15 protein-coding genes, 1 tRNA gene and 1 rRNA gene are annotated in these 20,105 nt (G+C 63.0%); 13 read left to right on the top strand and 4 right to left on the bottom strand.

The window, feature by feature from the left end; all coding sequences use genetic code 11:
- Positions 1–20 precede the first annotated feature (20 nt).
- From rrf to BBBF_RS06640, 8 genes are all read left to right on the top strand, one after another.
- Positions 21–137, top strand: a 5S ribosomal RNA gene (gene rrf, locus BBBF_RS06670).
- A 180-nt stretch (positions 138–317) separates the two neighbouring features.
- Complete coding sequence (locus tag BBBF_RS09620; RefSeq protein ID WP_080545182.1) at positions 318–866, top strand: matrixin family metalloprotease; 549 nt, start codon at positions 318–320, stop codon at positions 864–866.
- 159 nt (positions 867–1,025) lie between these two features.
- Positions 1,026–1,493: a hypothetical protein gene (locus BBBF_RS06665; RefSeq protein WP_021648653.1), complete on the top strand. Its 468-nt coding sequence runs from the start codon at positions 1,026–1,028 to the stop codon at positions 1,491–1,493.
- Positions 1,494–1,917: 424 nt separating this feature from the next.
- Positions 1,918–2,928 (top strand): pyridoxal-phosphate dependent enzyme, encoded by a 1,011-nt coding sequence (locus BBBF_RS06660; protein ID WP_013363729.1) that lies wholly within the window; start codon positions 1,918–1,920, stop codon positions 2,926–2,928.
- Positions 2,929–3,029: 101 nt separating this feature from the next.
- Complete coding sequence (locus BBBF_RS06655; protein WP_021648652.1) at positions 3,030–4,217, top strand: cystathionine gamma-synthase; 1,188 nt, start codon at positions 3,030–3,032, stop codon at positions 4,215–4,217.
- 186 nt (positions 4,218–4,403) lie between these two features.
- Positions 4,404–6,404, top strand: a complete 2,001-nt coding sequence (locus BBBF_RS06650) for a RecQ family ATP-dependent DNA helicase (RefSeq protein ID WP_033509939.1) — start codon at positions 4,404–4,406, stop codon at positions 6,402–6,404.
- A gap of 168 nt (positions 6,405–6,572) precedes the next feature.
- Entirely contained in the window at positions 6,573–7,058 is a 486-nt protein-coding gene (locus tag BBBF_RS06645; RefSeq protein ID WP_003813970.1) for an S-ribosylhomocysteine lyase, read from the top strand.
- Between the two features lie 231 nt (positions 7,059–7,289).
- The gene (locus BBBF_RS06640) at positions 7,290–7,775 is read left to right on the top strand and encodes a GNAT family N-acetyltransferase (protein WP_003817915.1); all 486 of its coding nucleotides are present in this window, start codon (positions 7,290–7,292) and stop codon (positions 7,773–7,775) included.
- A gap of 169 nt (positions 7,776–7,944) precedes the next feature.
- On the opposite strand, the gene BBBF_RS06635 is transcribed toward BBBF_RS06640, so the two are convergent.
- The gene (locus BBBF_RS06635) at positions 7,945–9,372 is read right to left on the bottom strand and encodes an APC family permease (RefSeq protein ID WP_021648649.1); all 1,428 of its coding nucleotides are present in this window, start codon (positions 9,370–9,372) and stop codon (positions 7,945–7,947) included.
- A 234-nt stretch (positions 9,373–9,606) separates the two neighbouring features.
- On the opposite strand from BBBF_RS06635, the gene alr reads away from it, so the two are divergent.
- The 3 genes from alr (at position 9,607) to dnaG (ending at position 14,505) form a co-directional block, all read left to right on the top strand.
- The gene (gene alr / locus BBBF_RS06630; protein WP_021648647.1) at positions 9,607–10,965 is read left to right on the top strand and encodes an alanine racemase; all 1,359 of its coding nucleotides are present in this window, start codon (positions 9,607–9,609) and stop codon (positions 10,963–10,965) included.
- A gap of 114 nt (positions 10,966–11,079) precedes the next feature.
- Complete coding sequence (locus BBBF_RS06625) at positions 11,080–12,360, top strand: deoxyguanosinetriphosphate triphosphohydrolase (RefSeq protein WP_021648646.1); 1,281 nt, start codon at positions 11,080–11,082, stop codon at positions 12,358–12,360.
- Positions 12,361–12,405: 45 nt separating this feature from the next.
- On the top strand, positions 12,406–14,505 hold the full coding sequence (gene dnaG, locus BBBF_RS06620; RefSeq protein WP_017143522.1) for a DNA primase: 2,100 nt from the start codon (positions 12,406–12,408) through the stop codon (positions 14,503–14,505).
- 340 nt (positions 14,506–14,845) lie between these two features.
- Here dnaG and BBBF_RS06615 read toward each other — a convergent pair whose 3' ends face one another.
- Entirely contained in the window at positions 14,846–15,715 is an 870-nt protein-coding gene (locus BBBF_RS06615; protein WP_013363724.1) for a MurR/RpiR family transcriptional regulator, read from the bottom strand.
- Positions 15,716–15,845: 130 nt separating this feature from the next.
- Entirely contained in the window at positions 15,846–17,060 is a 1,215-nt protein-coding gene (locus tag BBBF_RS06610; RefSeq protein ID WP_013363723.1) for an ATP-binding protein, read from the bottom strand.
- Positions 17,061–17,463: 403 nt separating this feature from the next.
- Here BBBF_RS06610 and amrB point away from each other — a divergent pair, with 403 nt between their 5' ends.
- Entirely contained in the window at positions 17,464–17,754 is a 291-nt protein-coding gene (gene amrB / locus BBBF_RS06605; protein WP_003813955.1) for an AmmeMemoRadiSam system protein B, read from the top strand.
- A gap of 180 nt (positions 17,755–17,934) precedes the next feature.
- Positions 17,935–18,008 (top strand) — tRNA-Arg (locus tag BBBF_RS06600).
- A 94-nt stretch (positions 18,009–18,102) separates the two neighbouring features.
- On the opposite strand, the gene BBBF_RS06595 is transcribed toward BBBF_RS06600, so the two are convergent.
- Positions 18,103–20,067: a 1-deoxy-D-xylulose-5-phosphate synthase gene (locus tag BBBF_RS06595; RefSeq protein WP_013363722.1), complete on the bottom strand. Its 1,965-nt coding sequence runs from the start codon at positions 20,065–20,067 to the stop codon at positions 18,103–18,105.
- Positions 20,068–20,105 lie beyond the last annotated feature (38 nt).

The raw sequence follows: 20,105 nt of genomic DNA, 5'->3' as shown, positions 1-20,105 counted from the left end.
CCGGCCGATAACCCAAGATTTGCGGCGGCCATGGCCCAGGAGAGACGCCCGGTCCCATTCCGAACCCGGAAGCTAAGGCCTGGCACGGCGATGGTACTGCACCCGACAGGGTGTGGGAGAGTAGCACGCCGCCGCACCACACGACAAGGACCCCCGGACGAGGCAACAACCCCCGGGGGTCCTTCTTGTGTATGTTTTTGCTTTCTTCTTATAAATCGAGTATTATAAATTAATAACAGCATAGGTTGCTGTGTTGCTACTTCACGGATATAAATCCTGTCTCTGTAACTTTCCGTTCTTATCAGAAAGGTGCGAAGATGTCTAAGCTGCAACGCTGCAGGAAGTGGCCAATAAGTTTAGTATCAACGCTATTGTCATTCTTATTTTTGATGAGCATGGTGCCAGTCGCGAGTGCCTATTCTTATAGCAAGAGTCATTGGCTCAATAAGAACCAGGTTGTAATGCTTATGGCCACGGTGAAAGGCAATTACTTGACTTCGGCCAAGCAGGCTGTCTCCAATATTAATTCAGCAACGAAAGTTGGATTCTCGACCGGAACGCGGATGGTTTGGCAGGCAACTTCTCAGAATTTCGGCAAGAATGGGTGGGAAGGACAATCGGCCTATACATTTTTAGCGTCCGGGTATACTAAAGACGCGGTTTCGCGTGTAAATACCTATTATATGAAGTCATCTTACCCGGTTGCCCGCATGAGAGTGCTTTGGCTTCATGAGTTTTCTCATTGTTGGGGATTGGGGCATTCTACGATCAATACAGTGATGTACAAGAGTGCATCTGACGCTTACAACAATGGTGTCAGATATCTCACGTCAGATGATATCAAAGGTATTAACAGTAGATATTGAGGTGACACGATGAAGAAGATTTCAAGGATTAGATGGCTAACGACCCTTATGGGGTTGGTAGTGTTGATGTTTACGTGCGCGGGTTGCGGTCAGACAGCGGCACAATCTAATGTTCCCAAGCCGGATGCTTCTCAGTCGCGGGTACGCATTTATGAATCCATGGTAGAACTTGAGGACGATAGTCCCCTGATTATTACCGGAGAAATATCGAGAACTTCCGTGATTCGGGATATTGATGATATTACTGATTTCACGTTACTTGACGTGAAGGTCTCGCAGACGCTTAAGGGAACCGTCAACAGTGGCAGCATTATTGTACGTCAGACTGGTTCCGCGGAGCAGGGGAGCGCGGAGACTCTGCTGCAGACCGGTGACGTGGTCATGTTGTTTCTTACGCCGACCGATTTGCCTGGAGAACAGTCATCTCAGTACTATGTGACCGGTGCGACTGCCGGCGTATACCGAGTGACCGACGATACGCAACAATCGTGGAACGTTTTGCGGTCTCAACATGGTAACGCTTCTGATGCATGGCAGCCGGTATTTGAGCGAGTCAACGTAGATTCGGGGGATGAGCTTCCATCAGAGCTGACACCTGCGCAAGTGTACGAACAGGTGAAAGACTAGCCGGTACGTGAGTGGATTCGTCGAAATGACATTCGATGGGTCCACTCACGCCGCTATGCAATTTATGGGCTAGCGCAATGACGGCAGTCATCTGATATCACATTGTGGATGCGCTGTCGCGTGTCTTTCTGAGATGCTGATACTATGTCAGGCATGACGTATCTTTCATGTTGTTGTCGCTGACCGACGCCTGCGGGCGAACGGTTGACGACGCATACTTGAAATACGGTTCATTCTTGATGATTCCCCGATGTCGCATGATTGGCACAACAATATCTGTAGCAGGTCATACAACGGGACGGCAAAGACCAACACCATCATCGACGATCACCATCCACCTGTTTCAACTGCGTTCAACCCATCTGCCCGGTATACGAAACCGAATAACGCACCAATCGAAACGCAGAAGGAAACAGGATCCACGATGACCATTCACAACAGTCTTTCCGAACTCATCGGCAACACGCCACTCGTAAAGCTTCATCACGTCACTGACGGCATCAAGGCGACCATCGCCGTCAAAGTGGAGTATTTCAATCCCGGTGGATCCTCCAAGGACCGCATCGCGGAGCGCATCATCGACGCCGCCGAACGCTCCGGACAACTCAAGCCCGGCGGTGTGATAGTCGAACCGACCTCCGGCAACACCGGCGTCGGGCTCGCGCTCGTCGCACAGCAGCGCGGCTACCGTACGATCTTCACGCTGCCAGACAAAGTCTCCGAATCCAAGCGTGCCGTGCTGCGCGCATACGGCGCCGAAGTCGTCGTCACCCCCACCGATGCGGGCCCCGACGACCCGCGCTCCTACTATCAGGTCGCCGAGCGCCTTGCCAACACGATTCCCGGAGGATTCCGCCCGAACCAGTACGACAACCCCAACGGACCGTTGAGCCACTACTACACCACCGGCCCCGAGATCTGGGAAGCCACCGACCACAAGGTCACGCATTTCGTGGCCGGCATCGGCACCGGCGGCACGATCTCAGGCACCGGCAAATACCTCAAGGAGGTTTCTGACGGCGCGGTCACGGTCGTGGGCTCCGATCCGGAAGGCTCCATCTACTCCGACCCGAGCGACGTGCACCAATACGACATCGAAGGCGTGGGGGAGGACTTCTACCCGAAGGCGTTCGACCGGAACATCACCGACGATATCGTGCAGGTCACCGATCGCGAGGCGTTCGAGATGACACGTCGCCTGGCCGCGGAGGAAGGACTGCTCGTCGGCGGCTCGTCCGGCATGGCCGTCGTCAGCGCCCTGAAATACGCGCGTGAGCACGATCTGGACAGCAATCAGGTAGTCGTCGTGCTGCTGCCGGACTCCGGCCGCAGCTATCTGGAAAAGATCTTCAACGACGACTGGATGCGCGAGAACGGCTATGGCGACATCGTCGAGCGGACCTCCAGGCCATCACTTGCCGAACAGTACCTGTAAGGCCCGGCCAAAGCCCCTTCTGAACCGCGTCCGCGAACCCGAACTTCAATATTTCAATATCGAATCAATACAGCAAACTGCAATATAAGGAAACAACCATCATGACCATCACCATCTCCACCAACGCCGCAGCCCTCGCCAACACCACGCTCGCCACCCGTGCCATCCACGCCGGGCAGGAGCCCGACCCGACCACCGGCGCCGTCGTCACGCCGATCTACATGACCTCCACGTTCAAGCAGGACGGTGTGGGCGGACTGCGTAACGGTTACGATTACAGCCGGTCCGTCAACCCCACGCGAAACAGCTTCGACGCGCAGCTCGCCGCCGTCGAAGGCGCGAAATACGCGCTGAGCTTCTCTTCCGGACTTGCCGCGATTGACGTGCTGCTGCGGGCCACGCTGAAGCCGGGCGACAACATCCTGCTCGGCAACGACGTGTACGGCGGCACCTACCGTCTGCTCGCCAAGGTGTTCGTGCCGTGGGGCATCGGGCTCGACGTGGTCGACATCACCGACACTGCCGCCGTCGCCGCCGCGCTTGAAGCCAAGCAATACCGGTACATCTGGGTGGAGACGCCCTCCAACCCGCTGCTCAACATCACCGACATCGCCGCGACCGCCGACGTCGCGCATCGGCACGGCACCAAGGTCATGGTGGACAACACGTTCGCTTCCCCGGTGCTGCAGCATCCGCTCGACGATGGTGCCGACGCGGTCGTGTATTCGACCACCAAGTACATCGGCGGGCATTCCGATGTGGTCGGCGGCGCGATCGTGCTCAACGACGAAGAAACCCGCGACGCGGTCGCGTTCCTGCAGAACGCCGCCGGCGCGGTGCCATCCCCGTTCGACTCGTGGCTGGACATCCGCGGCCTGAAGACCCTGGCCGTGCGAGTGCAGCGCCACAGCGAAAACGCGCTGAAGATCGCGCAATGGCTGGAAACCCGTCCGGAAGTGGAGCGCGTGTGGTACCCGGGACTGGAATCCCACCCGGGTCACGAGATTGCCGCCCGTCAGATGCACGGCGGCTTCGGCGGCATGATTTCCGTGCAGCTCGCGGCCGGTTTCGAGGCGGCCAAGCGGTTCGCCGGCGCCACGCAGATCTTCACGCTCGCCGAGTCGCTGGGCGGAGTGGAGAGCCTGATCGAGCACCCGGGCGCGATGACCCACGCCTCAGTGGCCGGTACCACGCTGGAGGTGCCCGCGAATCTGGTGCGCCTGTCCGTCGGCATCGAAGGTGCCGACGACCTGATCGCCGACCTGGAGCAGGCCTTCGCCGCCATCTGATTCGGCGGCACGCCGACGGGCATGCATGCAAGGCCCGGTTTGCGTCCATAAGTGCGCGCACTTGTCGTTTCGGCGCGCACTTAGCGACGCTTTTGGGACGACGGAGAAGGAAAGAGAGGGGGAGAGAGGCAGTCCCGACGCTGTACTCGAAGGAGCGGTGGCCGGAATGCGGTAATGTTGGGAGGCATGACAGATCAGGCGGCGGCGCTGGGGGCGCTCAAACGGTATTTCGGCTATGACTCGTTCCGACCGGGGCAGTCAGGGCTCGTCGACGCGATCCTCGCCGGGCGCGACGTGCTCGGCGTGATGCCGACCGGCGCTGGAAAATCCGTGTGCTACCAGATTCCGGCCACGTTGCTGCCCGGCGTCACCATCGTCATCTCCCCGCTGATCTCCCTGATGCGTGACCAGGTAGACGCGCTCAACGACGCCGGCATCCCGGCCGCATACGTCAACACCACCCAGGGCGGCGACGAGCAGGCCATGGTGCTGGCGCAGGCCGCGCAAGGCGACATCAAACTGCTGTATGTGGCCCCCGAACGACTGGAAACTGAACGGTTCCGCAACTTCGCCACACGCGTGCCGATCTCGCTGGTGGCCGTCGACGAAGCCCACTGCGTGTCGCAATGGGGACAGGATTTCCGTTCGTCGTACCTCAGCATCGGCGAGTTCATCGCCGGCCTGCCGGCCCGGCCGACCGTAGCCGCGTTCACCGCCACCGCCACCGAGCGCGTCCGCCGCGACATCATCGGTATCCTGGGGCTCAACGCCCCGCAAGTCACCGTCACCGGATTCGACCGGGAGAACCTGTACTTCGATGTGCTCAAGATCGAGACCAAATACAAGGCGGCATGGGTCGCACGATACGTAGCCGAGCATCCGGACGAATCCGGCATCGTCTACTGCGCCACGCGCAAGGAGACGGAGGCACTCGCCGCGGCCCTCAACCACACCGTGCCGGCGTTGCGCGGAGCGGCGGGCGGCAGTGCGGCAGATTCCGTCATGCGCGATGGCCCCGTCGCGGTCGCCTACCACGGCGGAATGCCGGCCGACGTACGCAACCAGGCGCAACGCGACTTCGTCACCGACGCCGTGCCGGTAGTCGTTGCCACCAATGCGTTCGGCATGGGCATCGACAAGTCGAACGTCCGCTACGTCATCCACCACAACATGCCGGAAAGCATCGAGGCATACTATCAGGAAGCCGGTCGCGCCGGCCGAGACGGGGAGCCGAGCCGATGCACACTGCTGTGGAACGAATCCGACATCGTCACCCGTCGGCGCCTGCTCGACATGGATAACGACAACGAACGGCTGACCCCGGAAGAGCGCGAGACCGTGCGCATGAGCAAGCGCCGTCTGCTGGACGGCATGATCGGCTACTGCCGTACCACCGACTGCCTGCACGTCTACATGACCCGCTACTTCGGCGAGAGCACGCCAAGAACCGGCACATGCACGGGCGGTTGCACGAATTGCGACAGCACGTTCGAAACCCTTGACGTGACCGACATCGCGCGGTCAATCAGCCGATGCGTGCACGATGCCATGTACGATTACGACGATCAGGGGCGACCGACGTGCGGCCCCGTGCGCCAAGGCCTCGGCTCGGGGAAAATCGTGGCGATACTGCGCGGCTCCAAGGCAAAGGACCTCATCGCGCGGCATCTTGACAGGTGCCCGAGCTACGGTCGTCTGCACGATGCGCCCGAAGCCCGAATCCGCGACGTGCTCAGCCAGATGGCCACCGACGGATTCCTCTCCATCGCCGAAGGGCGGCTGCCGATCGTCGGCTTCGGGCAGCGCGCGGCGGAAACGGTCGCGCCCGAATTCCGATATGAGATCAAACGGGTCGAGCGCAAGGCCGCCGGCGCCGGAACGGGCGTGACGTCACGGACCGATTCCAGTTCGAAATCCGCGGCGTCGGACGGCCCGGCATTGGGCTCGTACGCCCCCGACGACGAGAACGAGACGTTGTTCCAGAAACTGCGCGAACTGCGTCTGTCCATCGCCCGCGAGAACAGCCTACCCCCATACATGGTGTTCAACGATCGCACGCTGCGCGACATGGCCCGTCTCCGCCCCATCACCGACGCGCAGTTCCTCGCCGTCAACGGCGTGGGTGACAGCAAGCTGGCCAAATACGGCAAGCGATTCATGGAGGCCATCGCCGGCTTCGACGATTGACAGCGCCGTTACAGCGCACCGAACTCGCCTCGTGCCGTATATGCCGTATATGAGGAACGCCTATAGCCAAGAATGCGGCGAGACGCGCGCGATAGTGAGACAATGGTCGATGGAATGCCGGCTAACGGTCGTACGCGCCGGCGTCATATCGAGCAAAAGGAGTCTGCGATGGCAGAAGAAAAGCCGATTGTCGAAAGTTTCCAGCTGGATCACACGAAGGTCAAGGCGCCGTACGTGCGTTACATCGACACAGAGACCGGCCCCAACGGCGACGTGATCTCCAACTATGACCTGCGTCTGGTACAGCCCAACGAGAACGCGATTCCGACCGCAGGCCTGCACACCATCGAGCACACCATCGCCGTGCTGCTGCGCGAACGCATCCCCGGCTACATCGACTGCTCTCCGTTCGGCTGCCGCACCGGCTTCCACCTGCTGACCTGGGGCACGCACTCCACCGAGGATGTGGCCCGCGCCCTCAAGGAATCGCTGGAATTCATCGCATATAAGGCCACGTGGGACGACGTTCCCGCCACGACCATCGAAAGCTGCGGCAACTACCGTGACCACAGCCTGTTCACCGCCAAGGAGTGGTGCAAGGACATCCTCGCCAAGGGCATCAGCTCCGACCCGTTCGAGCGCAAGGTCGTCTGAGACTGGGACTGGCCGACACAGCCGTATTCCCGGCATTGGTCCGGGTTATGGGATGAGGGCGGCATCGGTATCGGACCGGTGCCGCCCTCATCATAACGACTTCCGATAAACGGCACATGCACTCCAATCGGACGAGTGCCCATGATAGCCTTACGGCCAGTTGTCCAACACACGAACATGAGGTGACCGGTGACTGACAGTGCTTCCCAGCGGCGATTCCGACACGCGACCATGCGCGACTACCCGCACATGCAGAAGAACTACGCGCGCGCCCGCGAGCTGATGGCACGCAACGGCAACCCCACCCAATGGGGCGACACCTTCCCCAAAGACGACGTCGTACGCGACGACATCGCGCAGCGACGCGCCATGCTGCTCGTCGACGAAGTGGGCGGACACGAGCGCATCCTCGCGCAATTCGCGCTATGCCCCGGCGAAGACCCCACCTACCATCACATCGACGGCGCCTGGCTCGACGACGATTCCTACGTCACCATCCACCGCATCGCGTCCTCCGGCCTCGTCAAGCATGCCGCCCGCGACTGCATCGCCTGGGCCCTCAAGCATTACGGCAACGTCCGCGCCGACACCCACCCCAACAACAAGGCCATGCAGCACGTCCTCGAAACCAGCGGATTCGCCCGCTGCGGCCTGATACAGCTGCTTGACCGGCCCACCGATACGACAAGGATCGCATACCAGCGTCACGAGTGGTAACGCCCGGCACGAAACAACGGCGCGTCGCCTGCGTTGCTCCTCAGTCGCCGAACGTGCTCCCGCTGGCGGGAGCTGTCGCGCGCAGCGAGACCGAGGGTGGTCTGATGCACTACTGGCCGTGAAGACCACCCCCAGTTGCTTCGCGACAGCCCCTGCCAGCGGGAGCACGTTATTCCGCGTCGGATGCGTTCAGCTTGGAGCGCTTGCGGCTGTAGGCGAAGTAGACGATCAGTCCCAGGCCGAACCAGACCGCGAACCGCACCCAGGTCTCCCAATTGAGACCGGCGATCAGCACCATGCAGAATGCGATTGCCAGAATCGGTGTGAACGGCACGCCCGGAGCGCGGAACCCGCGATGCGCGTCCGGCTGGGTCCTGCGCATCCACATCACGCCGGCCGACACAATGATGAACGCGGACAGCGTACCGATGTTCACCAGCTCGAACAGCACGTTGATGTTGATGAAGCCGCCCGCGAACGCGGTCAACAGTCCGAAGAACCACGTCCCCTTGAACGGGGTGCGGTACTTGTCATGCACGTCGCCGAAGAACTTCGGGAACAGGCCGTCACGGCTCATCGCGTAGCAGATGCGCGACTGGCCGTACAGCTGCACCAGCATCACCGTGGTCATGCCGATCAGCGCGCCGAGGTTGACGATCACCGCCAGCCAGTTCATGCCGGTCTTCAGGATCACGCCGGCCACCGGCGCGTCGATGAACTGCGCGAACTGCTCATACGGCACCACACCGGTCATGATGAGCGTCATCACGATGTACAGGATCGTGGAGATGACCAGCGAATACAGGATGCCACGCGGCAGCGTCCTGTTCGGGTTGACGGTCTCCTCGGCCGACGACGACACCGCGTCGAAGCCGATGAAGCTGAAGAACACGATCGACGCGGCCGGCACGATGCCATACGGCTGCGTCGAACCGGGCTGGAACTGGTAGATGCCGTACGGCGCGAACGGCTTCCAGTTGGACGGGTTGACATACCAGATGACGCATACGATGAACAACACGATGATCGCGAGCTTGATGAGCACCATGATGTCGTTGGCCTTCTTCGTCTGGTTGATGCCGATCGACAGCACCCAGGTGATGAGCAGCACGATCACGAAACCGGGAAGATTGAAGTATGTGGTCGTATTGGGGTTGGTGCCGTACGCGGCGGTCAGCTCGACCGGCAGATGCAGTCCGAACCCTTCGAGCAGCTTGTTGAAATAGCCGCTCCATCCGGCGGACACCGTGGCCGCCTGCAGCGCGTACTCCAGAATCAGGTCCCAGCCGATCATGAACGCGATCAGTTCCCCGAACGCGAGATAGGCGTACGAGTATGCCGAGCCGGAAACCGGCGCCATCGACGCGAATTCGGCATAGCACAGGCCGGCGAAGCCGCAGCAGACCGCGGCCAGCAGGAACGACACCATCAACGCCGGGCCGGCGGTCAGCGCGCCCTTGCCGGTGAGTACGAAGATGCCGGTGCCGATGATCGCTCCGATGCCCAGCATCGTCAGGTCGAACGTGTGCATCGTGCGTTTGAGCGGGGTGGATTCGGCGACAAGCTGATCCACCGATTTCTTGCGAAACAGATCCATGGTCTTCTCTCAATATATGGAATGGATTGGGCTGTACCGGACGGCGTTCCGGGACCCCGGCACGCCTCAACGCCGGGAATCTGATGCGGCGGCGGTCGACCGCGGACGCCGCGAATATGCGTCGTACAGCATACGGCAATGCGCCGGACAACGCCGCTGCCGGCTGAGGTCGGATTCGTGCCGTCATGCGACGCGCTCCGGCATTCGTCATCATGCCGCGCCACAATAAGAGCCATGACTTTGAACGCAGCATCCGAATTGCAGTTTTCATCCCCGGCTGGCGAAGCCAACTACCGGGCGGCGCGACGCCGGTACCCCGCGCAGGCGATCGTCGACCTGGCCACGTTGAGGGACAACATGGCCCACTTGGTCGATGTGGTGGGCGGCCCGCATTCCGGCACGGCGGTGATGGGCGTGGTCAAGGCGGACGCCTACGGGCACGGTCTGCTGCCGGCCGCGCTGGCGGCGCTCGCGGGCGGCGCGACCTGGCTGGGCACCGCGCAATCGCATGAGGCGCTGCTGCTGCGCAAACTCGGCATCGGCCCGGATCGCTGCCGCATTCTGACATGGGTGTACAACGGCATGGATGTGCCGTTCGACGAGCTGATCGACAACGACATCGACATCTCCGTCGGCTCGCTGGCGGGCATCGACGCGCTCGCCGACGCCGCGCGCCGGCTCGGCAAACCCGCACGCGTGCATGTCAAGGTCGACTCCGGCTTCGGCCGCAACGGCTTCACGCCGGCCGGATTCGACGCGGCCCTTGCCAAGCTGGTGCCGCTTGCGCATGAGGGCGTGCTGCACATCGTCGGCCAGTGGAGCCATCTGGCGGTCGCCGACTCGCCGGATGTGCCTGAATTCGTCGCCTCCACCGACCGGCAGATCGAATCGTTCACGGAATTCACCCGTCGCATGGAAGCCGCGGGCATCGCGCCCGAAATACGCCATCTGGCAAACACCGCGGCCACGCTCAACCGTTCCGAGATTCATTTCGAACTGACCCGTCCGGGCATCGGCCTGTACGGCTACGAGCCCGACCCGGCGATGGGCACGCCGCGTGACTGGCATCTGAAGCCCGCCATGACATTGCAGGCGCAGCTCGGTACGGTCAAGGACGTGGAGGCCGGGCACGGCGTCTCATACGGTCGCACGTACCTGACGCCCGACAACACCAGCACCGCCATCGTGCCCCTCGGCTACGCCGACGGCATCCACCGTTCCGCCTCCGGCTTCGACATGCAGGGCGCCAAGCATGTCGAGAAGGCCGGCGGTCCCGTGCGTGTGATGACCAGCGCCGGCCCGCGCCTGCTGCACGTGTGCGGTCGCGTGTGCATGGACCAGTTCATCGTCGACCTGCACGGGTCGGCCGCCGAGCTTGGCGTCCATGAGGGCGACACCGTGGAGTTGTTCGGACCCGGTCGCGGTGAGCAATACGGCGAGCCGACCGCCGACGACTGGGCGCGCGCCGCCGACACGATTAGCTACGAGGTGTTCACCTGTCTGCGCAATCGCATCCCGAGGCTCTACCTGCATGCCGCCGACGTGCTGCCTGCCGCGGACCTCGCCAAGCTCGATCCGGCGAGCCTGCTGTAGACCCGCCGCGCGTCGCGTACATTGCACGCATTGCGAGGACGGCGTGACCGGCTCCGTCCAAGGAACCCTTTGCTAAACTGGATACCGGAACGTGGCGACGGCAAGGGAGGTCCCATGAAATCCGAGGACAGCGGCGAACGCATACCAGCAGGGGAGGGGTACACCGCATTCGACGAGCAGCGCTGGGCGGGCGAGCCGCCGAAGTCGAAATCGCGCACTGCCTTCGAGCGCGACCGCGCCCGTGTCGTGCACTCGTCGGCGCTGCGCAGGCTCGGCGCGAAGACGCAGATCCTCGTCGCGGGCACCGACGATTTCGCCCGCACCAGGCTCACCCACACGCTTGAGGTCGCCCAGATCGGACGGCAGGTCGGAGCCATGCTCGGATGCGACCCGGATGTGGTCGATTGCGCGTGCCTGTGCCATGATCTTGGTCACCCGCCTTTCGGCCATAACGGCGAACGGGCGCTCGCCGACATCGCCGCCGGCATCGGCGGATTCGAAGGCAACGCGCAGACGCTGCGCCTGCTCACCCGGCTGGAGCCGAAGGTCTTCCACTCCGACGGCCGGTCGGCCGGCGTGAACCTGACCAGGGCTTCGCTGGACGCGGCCGTCAAATACCCGTGGACCCTCGCCGAAGCGGCCAAGTACGACGGTGGCCGCGGCGTGAAGTTCTGCGTGTACCCGGATGACGAGGACGTGTTCCGCTGGCTGAAGACAGGAGCTCCCGAAGCCCGCAAACCCATGGAATGCCAGGTCATGGACCTGTCCGACGACATCGCCTATAGCGTCCACGACGTCGAGGACGCCATAGCGACCGGCGCGTTCAACCCACTGGTGCTCGCCGACCCGCGAATGATCGGCTGCATCATCGAGGCGACGCGCTCATGGTACGGCTCGAAATGGGATGCCGACGAGCTGGAGCGGGCGTTCGGAAGGCTGCGGCGGCTGCGCATGTTCCCCGACCACTTCGACGGGTCGCGCCAGGCGCTGGCGCAACTGAAGAACATCACCTCGGACCTGATCGGACGCTTCGCATGGTCGGTGGAGAACGCGACCCGCGACACGTACGGCGACGGGCCTCTGACCCGGTATTCGGCGAACGTGGTGATCCCCGAGGAGACCAGCTACGAAATCGTGGCGCTCAAGGGCATCGCCGTGTACTTCGTGATGGCTCCTCGCGAGCACGAGCCGTTCCACCAGGAGGAACGCCAGATCATCAACGATCTCATCGACGTGCTCATGGCCGATTCTCCGCGCCCTTCCAGTGCGCTGGAGGCCGTGCTCCTGCAGGATTGGGACGAGGCGACGAACGACGGAGAGCGCCTGCGCGTCGCGGTCGACCAGGTGGCCTCCCTCACCGACAGCTCCGCCCTTGCGTTGCATTCGATCTTGTGACGGCCGCGGCGGCCTCAGGCACGGCTGACGTTAGACTGGTGGGCTATGGCTGGAATGATTCTGAAGGAAGACGTGGAGAAGGTGCGCGCCGCCGCGGACCTGTACGACATCGTGTCCGCGAGCGTGACGCTGCGGCCTTCCGGCACCGGCACGTTCGTCGGCCTGTGCCCGTTCCATGACGAGAAGACGCCGAGTTTCTCCGTGCGGCCTGCGCTGGGCGTGTGGCATTGTTTCGGCTGCGGTCTCGGCGGCGACGTGTTCGGCTACGTTGAGCATCAGGAGAACATCGATTTCCGCGAGGCGGTGGAGCTTCTCGCCGATAAATACCATATCGAGCTGCATTACGAGAATTCCGGTGGGCGCACCGAGCATTCCGGGTCGAAGCGGGCCAGGCTGATCGAGGCCAACGAGGAGGCTCAGCGTTTTTTCATGTCGCAGATCATGAGCAAGGAGGCTCTGGCCGCGCGCAAGCTGCTCGGCGGACGCAATTTCAGCCGGGCGGACTGCGAGCGTTTCGGCTGCGGGTACGCGCCTCAGGGGTGGGACAATCTGGTTCGCTATCTTGCGTCCAAGGGATTCACGCAGCAGGAGATGCTTGACGCCGGGCTTGCGAGGCAGGGGCAGCGCGGCGTGTACGACTATTTCCGCGGCCGCGCCACATGGCCGATTCGTGATTCGACCGGACGTACGCTCGGCTTTGGCGCGCGCAAGCTGTATGACGACGATCAGATCGCCGCGAAGTACATCAACACGCCGGACACCCAGCTGTACCGTAAGACGCAGGTGCTGTACGGCATCGACTTGGCGAAGTCGTCCATCGTGAAGAAGCGTCAGGTCGTCATCGTCGAAGGTTACACCGATGTCATGGCGATGCATCTGGCCGGCATCGATACGGCGGTGGCGACCTGCGGCACGGCGTTTGGCGCCGAGCACGCGAAGATCGTGCGGCGGCTGGTCGCCGATGATTCGCTGGGCGCGGTGCAGCTGGTCGGCCCGCTGAACGTTCCCGGGCAGGCATTGAGCTCGCGCATCGTGTTCACGTTCGATGGCGATGCCGCGGGGCAGAAGGCCGCGCTGCACGCGTTCGGATTGGATTCGGCGTTCCTGTCGCAGACGTTCGTCGCCGTTGCCGACGACAATCTCGACCCGTGCGATCTGCGCATCAACCGTGGCGATCAGGCGGTGCGCTCGCTGATCGAGCATGCGAAGCCGTTGTATGATTTTGTGATCGATGCCGCGATCGGCCGGTTCGACACCACGTATGCCACCGGGCAGATGGGCGCGGTGAAGGCCGTGGCGCCGCTCATCGCCCAGATTCGCGATCGTTCGCAGCGTGACCTGTATGCACGCAAGGCGACGCGCCGCATCGGGGTGGATCTGGACATCATGCAGCGCGAGGTGCGTTCGGCGCACGGCCAGCTGCATGTGCGCGACGAGGACGCCTATTCGCCCCGGCGTCGTTTCGGCGCGGGCAACGGCGAGGGCGCAGGCCAGCCTCGTGTCGAGCCCGGCTCGGATCCGTATGCGAATCCGGCCGAACGCCGGGCGTTGGAGCATCGAGCTGCCACAGAGCAGTCGTATTTCCGCATCGACGATGCGGTGTTCATCTGCGAGCAGCAGTTCATGGCCACGCTGATTCAGATTCCGCGTGCCATCAACCGCACGATGTTCGCGTCGCTCAACGAGGACTCGTTCGTCGCCCCAGTGTTCCGCGCGTTGTTCCTCGCCATTCAGGCCGCGGGCGGATTGCCGCCGGATGATGCGCCGCAGGGGTTGTGGATGCATAATCTCAACAAGGCCGGCGGATTGACGCTGACGACGGTGATCAATGAGCTCGCGGTGCTGCAGCTGCCCCTGCCTCCGTCAGATCAGGATCGGGCCGTCGCCGGATCCGGCGTGCCGGGCGCTGCCAATGCGGCGGCCGTGCAGCTGCGTCCGGCGAGCCCCGCCGAGACCCGGTACGCCGCCGAACTGTTGGCCCGTCTTCTGGACATGGGATACATGCGGCGCATCGCCGCGGCGCGCCGGCGCATGGCCGGCATGCCCGAAGGCTCGGAAAAACTGGAACTGCTCGGCGAAATCACCAAATTGGAGACCTCTCGCAAGGACCTGCAAGCGCAGGTCTACGGTAACACCGTCGGCTGAGTCGAGCATATTTCGTCGCTTGCCTTCCGTCGCGCCGCCTGATGCGGCGCCATTGCGTGTGATGCCTATGGCATCCCGTCCGGTGTTCAGTTGTGTCACGGACGAACTTCTCGCCGTGATTCCATCATCGGCTCCCGCGGGGCGGCCGGATTCCGATCTGGTGGAAAGTTGGGGGAAAGGAGAGTGAACAACGAGTTCGATTACGGCTGATGCACGTAGTTCTGTAGTTTGCGGGGGGGTGGAATGGGCTGGGCGTCACGGAGCCCCACGCGAGCCTTCATGGAACCTTGCGTGTGTTGTGCAGTCTTATGGAACCTTGCGGATATGCGGATGATGGCGGTCAGCCGCGGAACTCGCGGTCGGCGATGATGCGGCCGGAACGGTCGAGCTCGGTGGAGAATCGGCCGTAATCGCTGAGGATCACGCTCATGTACAGCATGTCGACGGTGATGCTGTGCGCCACGCGCGAGAAGATGGCGTTGCCATAAATCGCCATGTCGCCGCGACCGGTGAGCAGCGTCACGTCGGCCCAGTTGGCCAGCGGGGTGCCGGTGTTGTTGGTGACAGCGATGGTGTGCGCGCCGGCGGATTTGGCGAGTTTCAGCGCTTTCACGGTGTCGGCGGAGCTGCCGGAGTGAGAGAACGCGATGGCCGTGTCGTCCTTCGTCAGATGCCCCGCGCCGATCTGCTGCAGGTAGGCGTCGGCGTTGAACCGGCATTGCAGTCCCAGATAAGTGAGTTTGGTGCACAGGTCGAGCGCCGGAGACATGGAGTTCTCCACGCCGTAGATGTCGATCATCCTCGATTGCGCCAGCAGCGTCGTCGCCTTGTGCAGCGCCTTGCCGTCCATGGCCGAATGCAGCTCGTCGATGAGCGTCTTCGCCCGGGTCATGGCCTTGCCCGGCACATCGTCGGGATTGTCCCACGGATTGAGGTCGAAGCCTTCGAGCGGGTCGAAGGTCACCGAGCGTTCCTCCTGCGGGTGGCGCAGCACGTATCGCAGCTCACGGTATCCGCCGAAGCCCAGTTTGCGGGCGAAACGGATGACGGTGGGCTGACTGACCCGGGAGATTTCTGCGAGCTGGCCGACCGTCAGCCCCGCGGCCTCGTCAAGGTGGGAACGCACGTATCGTGCGACCGCCTGTTCCGCCGGGCGCAGGGAAGGATACACATGATCGATGCGTTCGCGAACGCCCACCGAGGATTGCACGGTACTATCTCCTTGTTTCGGAACCAGTCTTGAGACTACTGTGCCGAGTTGAGGGGATGACTGCCTGCGGTTGGAGCGCAGATGAACGGAAATTGAATTTTCGGTGGGGGAGTCTCCGCCGGCGCCCGCGTCAGGGCATGCTGTAGCGCGTGGCCCGGGATCTGCCGCGTTTGAGGACCAGACCCTGCTCGACCAGATGATGCAGCACGTACGTCATCTGGTTCTTGGTCGCGCCGAGATTGTCGGCTATCTGCTGGCGGCTCAACGGCACGCCGGCCTGTGCGATGCAGTGCAGGGTCACTTCTTCGAGCGTCTGTCCGGCGTTCGGCGGCAGTTGGGCGGTTGCCGCGGGAGATGCGATGCGTCCCGGCGCGATGAGCGGCGACGTGCGCAGCGCCGACCCGTCCGACAGGCGCACGGGGACGCACCCGATGACGCGTGTGCCGGCCAGAGCCACGGTCGGATCGCTGGTGGCCGTCGTCATGATGGTGGGGAATGCGTACATCTTCGCGTGGCCTTGGGCGGCGTCGTGCCCGTCGGCGCCTTGTGCGGAGCCGCCCTTTGTGGCGTCGCCGCGCGTGCGCGATCCACCCGGCGACGGCTGCGACGGCAACGGCAGCACCATCACCACCGAGGACGTGCCCACGCGGATCTGCGGGTTGTCGGAGGCCTCGTCGTATTCCTCCATGATGCGGCGGATCCCGGTGCCGTAATTCTCGCTGAATCCCAGTCTGGTGAACAGTTCGGCCAGCCGGGGGTTCCTCGGCTGGCTGATGCCGTTGAGCAGGTCGTTGATCTCGATGCCGTCCATCAGCCCACCCAGTGACACGATCTCGACGCGGCTTGGGAAGATGTTGACCAGAGTCGGGCCGGGGAATGCGTAGTCGCGATGCAGCACGGCGTTGACCAGCGCCTCGCGCAGCGCGTCCGGTGGGCATTGGCGGCCGTCGTCGCGTCTGTTGTGCCCGTTCAGGAACGTCATGGCGTCATTGAGCTGTCTGATCATGGAGCCGCTCAGTTCGATGCGCTCGCTGATGGGTGCCTTGACGTCGCCGTCGAACGTCGCGCATTTGATGGTGAACGGGCATTGGTCGGAGATGATCAGCGCGGTGTTGGTGAACATGCCGCGCTCCTTGAGATGCAGCGCGTCATGATCCGGATCCCACGGGATGTTCGCTGAGGCGAATGATTGCTCGGCGTATGAGAACGTCAGATGCTGGTTCGATGAGATCTCATGGTCGAACGGAACGATGCCGTGCGCGAAAGAGGGTGTGGCATAGGGGGCGGCGTCCGGGCTGCCGCCGGCCGTACTGCCGCCCGAGCCGTCGTTCGCCGCGGCCGGCATTCGTCCTGTGTCATTCCCCATAGTCTGATAGTAACGTTGCGAGGAGACACGCTGAATCATCATCGAAAATCAGCGCAGTTCGGCGTATTTGGCCGCATTAGGGCCTTGCGGGGGTGGAGGCTTGGCCGCCATGTGGTGTTCGCGCGCGGCCTGCGCGACGTTGTCGGCCGGTTTGCGTCCCTAAGTGCGCGCCGAAACGACGACCGTGCGCACTTTGATACGCAAACAGGATCATTTGCGTTCCTATGTTCGCGTACTCGTCGTTTCGGCGCGCACTTAGCGACGCAACAGGAGATGCCGGTTCCGTCCGCGGCTCGTGCGGGGAGTCGTGCAGGGCCGGCCACGTCCCCGTAGCCGTTGACGCCGCGCGAGGCTACGATGGAGATAGATGTGAGGAGGCGTCATGATGATGGTTGTTTCCGATTCCGGCAAGGAGGCCGGCACCGTCCGCCCGGCCGCCGTAGCCGGCGCGTTCTATCCGGCCAACGCCGGCGAACTGCAGGCCATGATTGACCGGCAGATGAACCATGCGCGCAGACTGGTGTCGTCCCTCGCGCCGCGTCTGCCGCAGGGGGCTCCGAAGGCGGTGATTGTGCCGCATGCCGGATACGTGTACTCCGGTTCGGTCGCCGCCCTCGCCTACGCGCTGCTGGAGCGGACACCACATTCTGCCCGGCGTGCGGGGCGAGCCTGATCGTGCGCGACTGGTACGCGATACTGTCCGACCGCATCGGATCCGACGGATGCTGCCCCGACTGCGGCGCAGTGGTTCCCGACCACTGGTGAGGGGGCGGCGGATATGACTTGCCGCGCCGCCCGCGGACACATATCCCTGAACGTGCCGCGGTGATGGTACACTGTTCTTTCGTTGTTCGGCCCCGTAGCTCAGCTGGATAGAGCATGTGACTTCTAATCTCAAGGTCGACGGTTCGAGCCCGTCCGGGGTCACGGTGAAGCCCGTTGGAATCAATAAGGTTCCAACGGGCTTTCTGTTCCTTTTCGACGTCCTTGTGGGCCTGACGGGGCCTGATAAGCGCGGCTTTCAGCCTCGGCTCTCGCTGCGGATGCGCGCGGTGATGTTGCCGACGGTCATGCCATAACGCTCGTTGAGCGCGTCGAGCGGCACGCGATCGGTGAACTCCTTCGCCGCGCCGAAATTCAGCACGCGCATGTCGCGCAGCCCGGCATTGGCGTAGAAGGCGGTGACCTTGTCTCCCCAGCCGCCTTCGAGCTGTCCATCCTCCAGCGTCACGATGATGCGGTGGCACCCGGTCAGCTCGGTCAGCGTCGCGGCATCCAGCGTGGAGAACTGCTGCGGATCGATCAGTGTGGCATCAAGGGGATGCCGGACATCCGAAGCCAGAGCCTCGACCACGCGCCATCCCAACGGCAGCGTGTTGCCCAATGCCAGGACCGCCACAGTCGTGCCGCGGCGAATCGTGCGGTAACGGGACCACGGGCAGGTGGCTGTTCCATCGGCCGTGGTCTTTTCGCTGCACGCATTACTGCACGTATCGTCCGCGGAGCCCATGTCCGTGACGTCCTGCGCGTCGCCGGGCAAGTCGCCCGAGCGCTCCCGGTTGAGAATCGTGTCGCCCGGCACCCGGATGACGACCGGAGAGGTGTTGCTCTGGCTCGTCGACCAGGCGAGCATGTCGAGGAACGCGCGGCCGCTGGTCGGTGCCAGGCAGGTCAGCCCGGGGATGTTGCCGAACATAGCGATGTCGAATACGCCCGAATGCGTGTTGTCGGCTCCGGACAGTCCGCCGCCGAAGTCGAGCAGCGTCACTGGGGTGCCGTTCAGCGACAGCTCCTGCTGCAACTGGTCGAACGTGCGCTGGAAGAACGTCGCGGAAGTGGCCAGCACCGGTCGTCCGCCGGCCCGTGCGATGCCCGAGGCGAACGCCACGGCGTGCTCTTCGGCGATGCCGGTATCGACGTAGTGCCGTCCGGCCCGTTCCCGGAACGCGCGGGTGATGCCGTTCGAACCCGGCGTCGCGGGGGAGATGACCACCAGTCCAGGTTCCGTGGCGAACCGCGGTTCCAATGCCGCCATCGCCATGCTCCCGTAATGCTTGCGCGCTCCCAAAGGCCGCCCGGTCGTGCTGTCGGGATCCTGCCAATGGTTCGCCTCATGTCGTCCTTCGAAGACCATCGAGTCCTCGGCGGCGACCGCGGCGTCACCCTCCATGGGAATCCCGGAGTCGCGGGCTTCCGCGGATTCCTTGGCGGGCGGCAATCCCAGACCCTTGCGCGTGTGGATGTGCACGACGACCGGATGATCGGTGTCCTTGACCTGTTCGAACGCCTCGATCAGAGCGAACACGTCATTGCCGGCCTCGACATACCGGTAGTCCAGTCCGAACGCCATGAACAGGTTCGGCCCACCCTTGCCGCCGGTAGCGCGCAGACGGGTGAGCGTGCCATACATGCCGCCGTGATCCTCCGCGATCGACATCTCGTTGTCGTTCACGATGATGATGAGGTTGCCGCCCTGTTCGGCGGCGTTGTTCAGCCCCTCGAACGCGATGGCGGAACTGAGCGAGCCATCGCCGATCACGGCGATCACATTGCGTATGCCGCTGCCGCCGTCCATGCCGCCCGTCAGGTCACGGCTCTTCGCCAGGCCGCACGCCAGGGAAATCGACGTGCCGGTGTGCCCGAGCACGAACTGGTCATGGGCGGATTCGGCGGGATTGGTGAAACCCGTCACCGAGTCATGATGCGCCGGGTCGAGATACGCGTCGGCGCGGCCTGTCAGCATCTTATGCACGTAGCTTTGATGCGACACGTCGAATACGATGCGGTCGCGAGGCGAGTCGAATACGCGGTGCAGGGCGACAGTGGCCTCGACCATGCCGAGGTTCGATCCGATGTGCCCGCCGTGGACATGGCCGTACCTCACCAGCGTCGTGCGGATCTCACCGCACAGCGCCGGAAGCTCCGCGGCGTCGAGGGCATGCACGTCGGCTGGTCCGTGAATCGCACTCAATATGCCGACGCTCATACGCATATGTCCTTTCCTCGGATGTTTCAAAAGCGACA

This window comes from Bifidobacterium bifidum ATCC 29521 = JCM 1255 = DSM 20456, from assembly GCF_001025135.1.
Taxonomy (GTDB): Bacteria; Actinomycetota; Actinomycetes; order Actinomycetales; family Bifidobacteriaceae; genus Bifidobacterium; species Bifidobacterium bifidum.
Note: the sequence above shows the minus strand (reverse complement) of the source record. Positions and strands in the feature narration are given on the sequence as shown.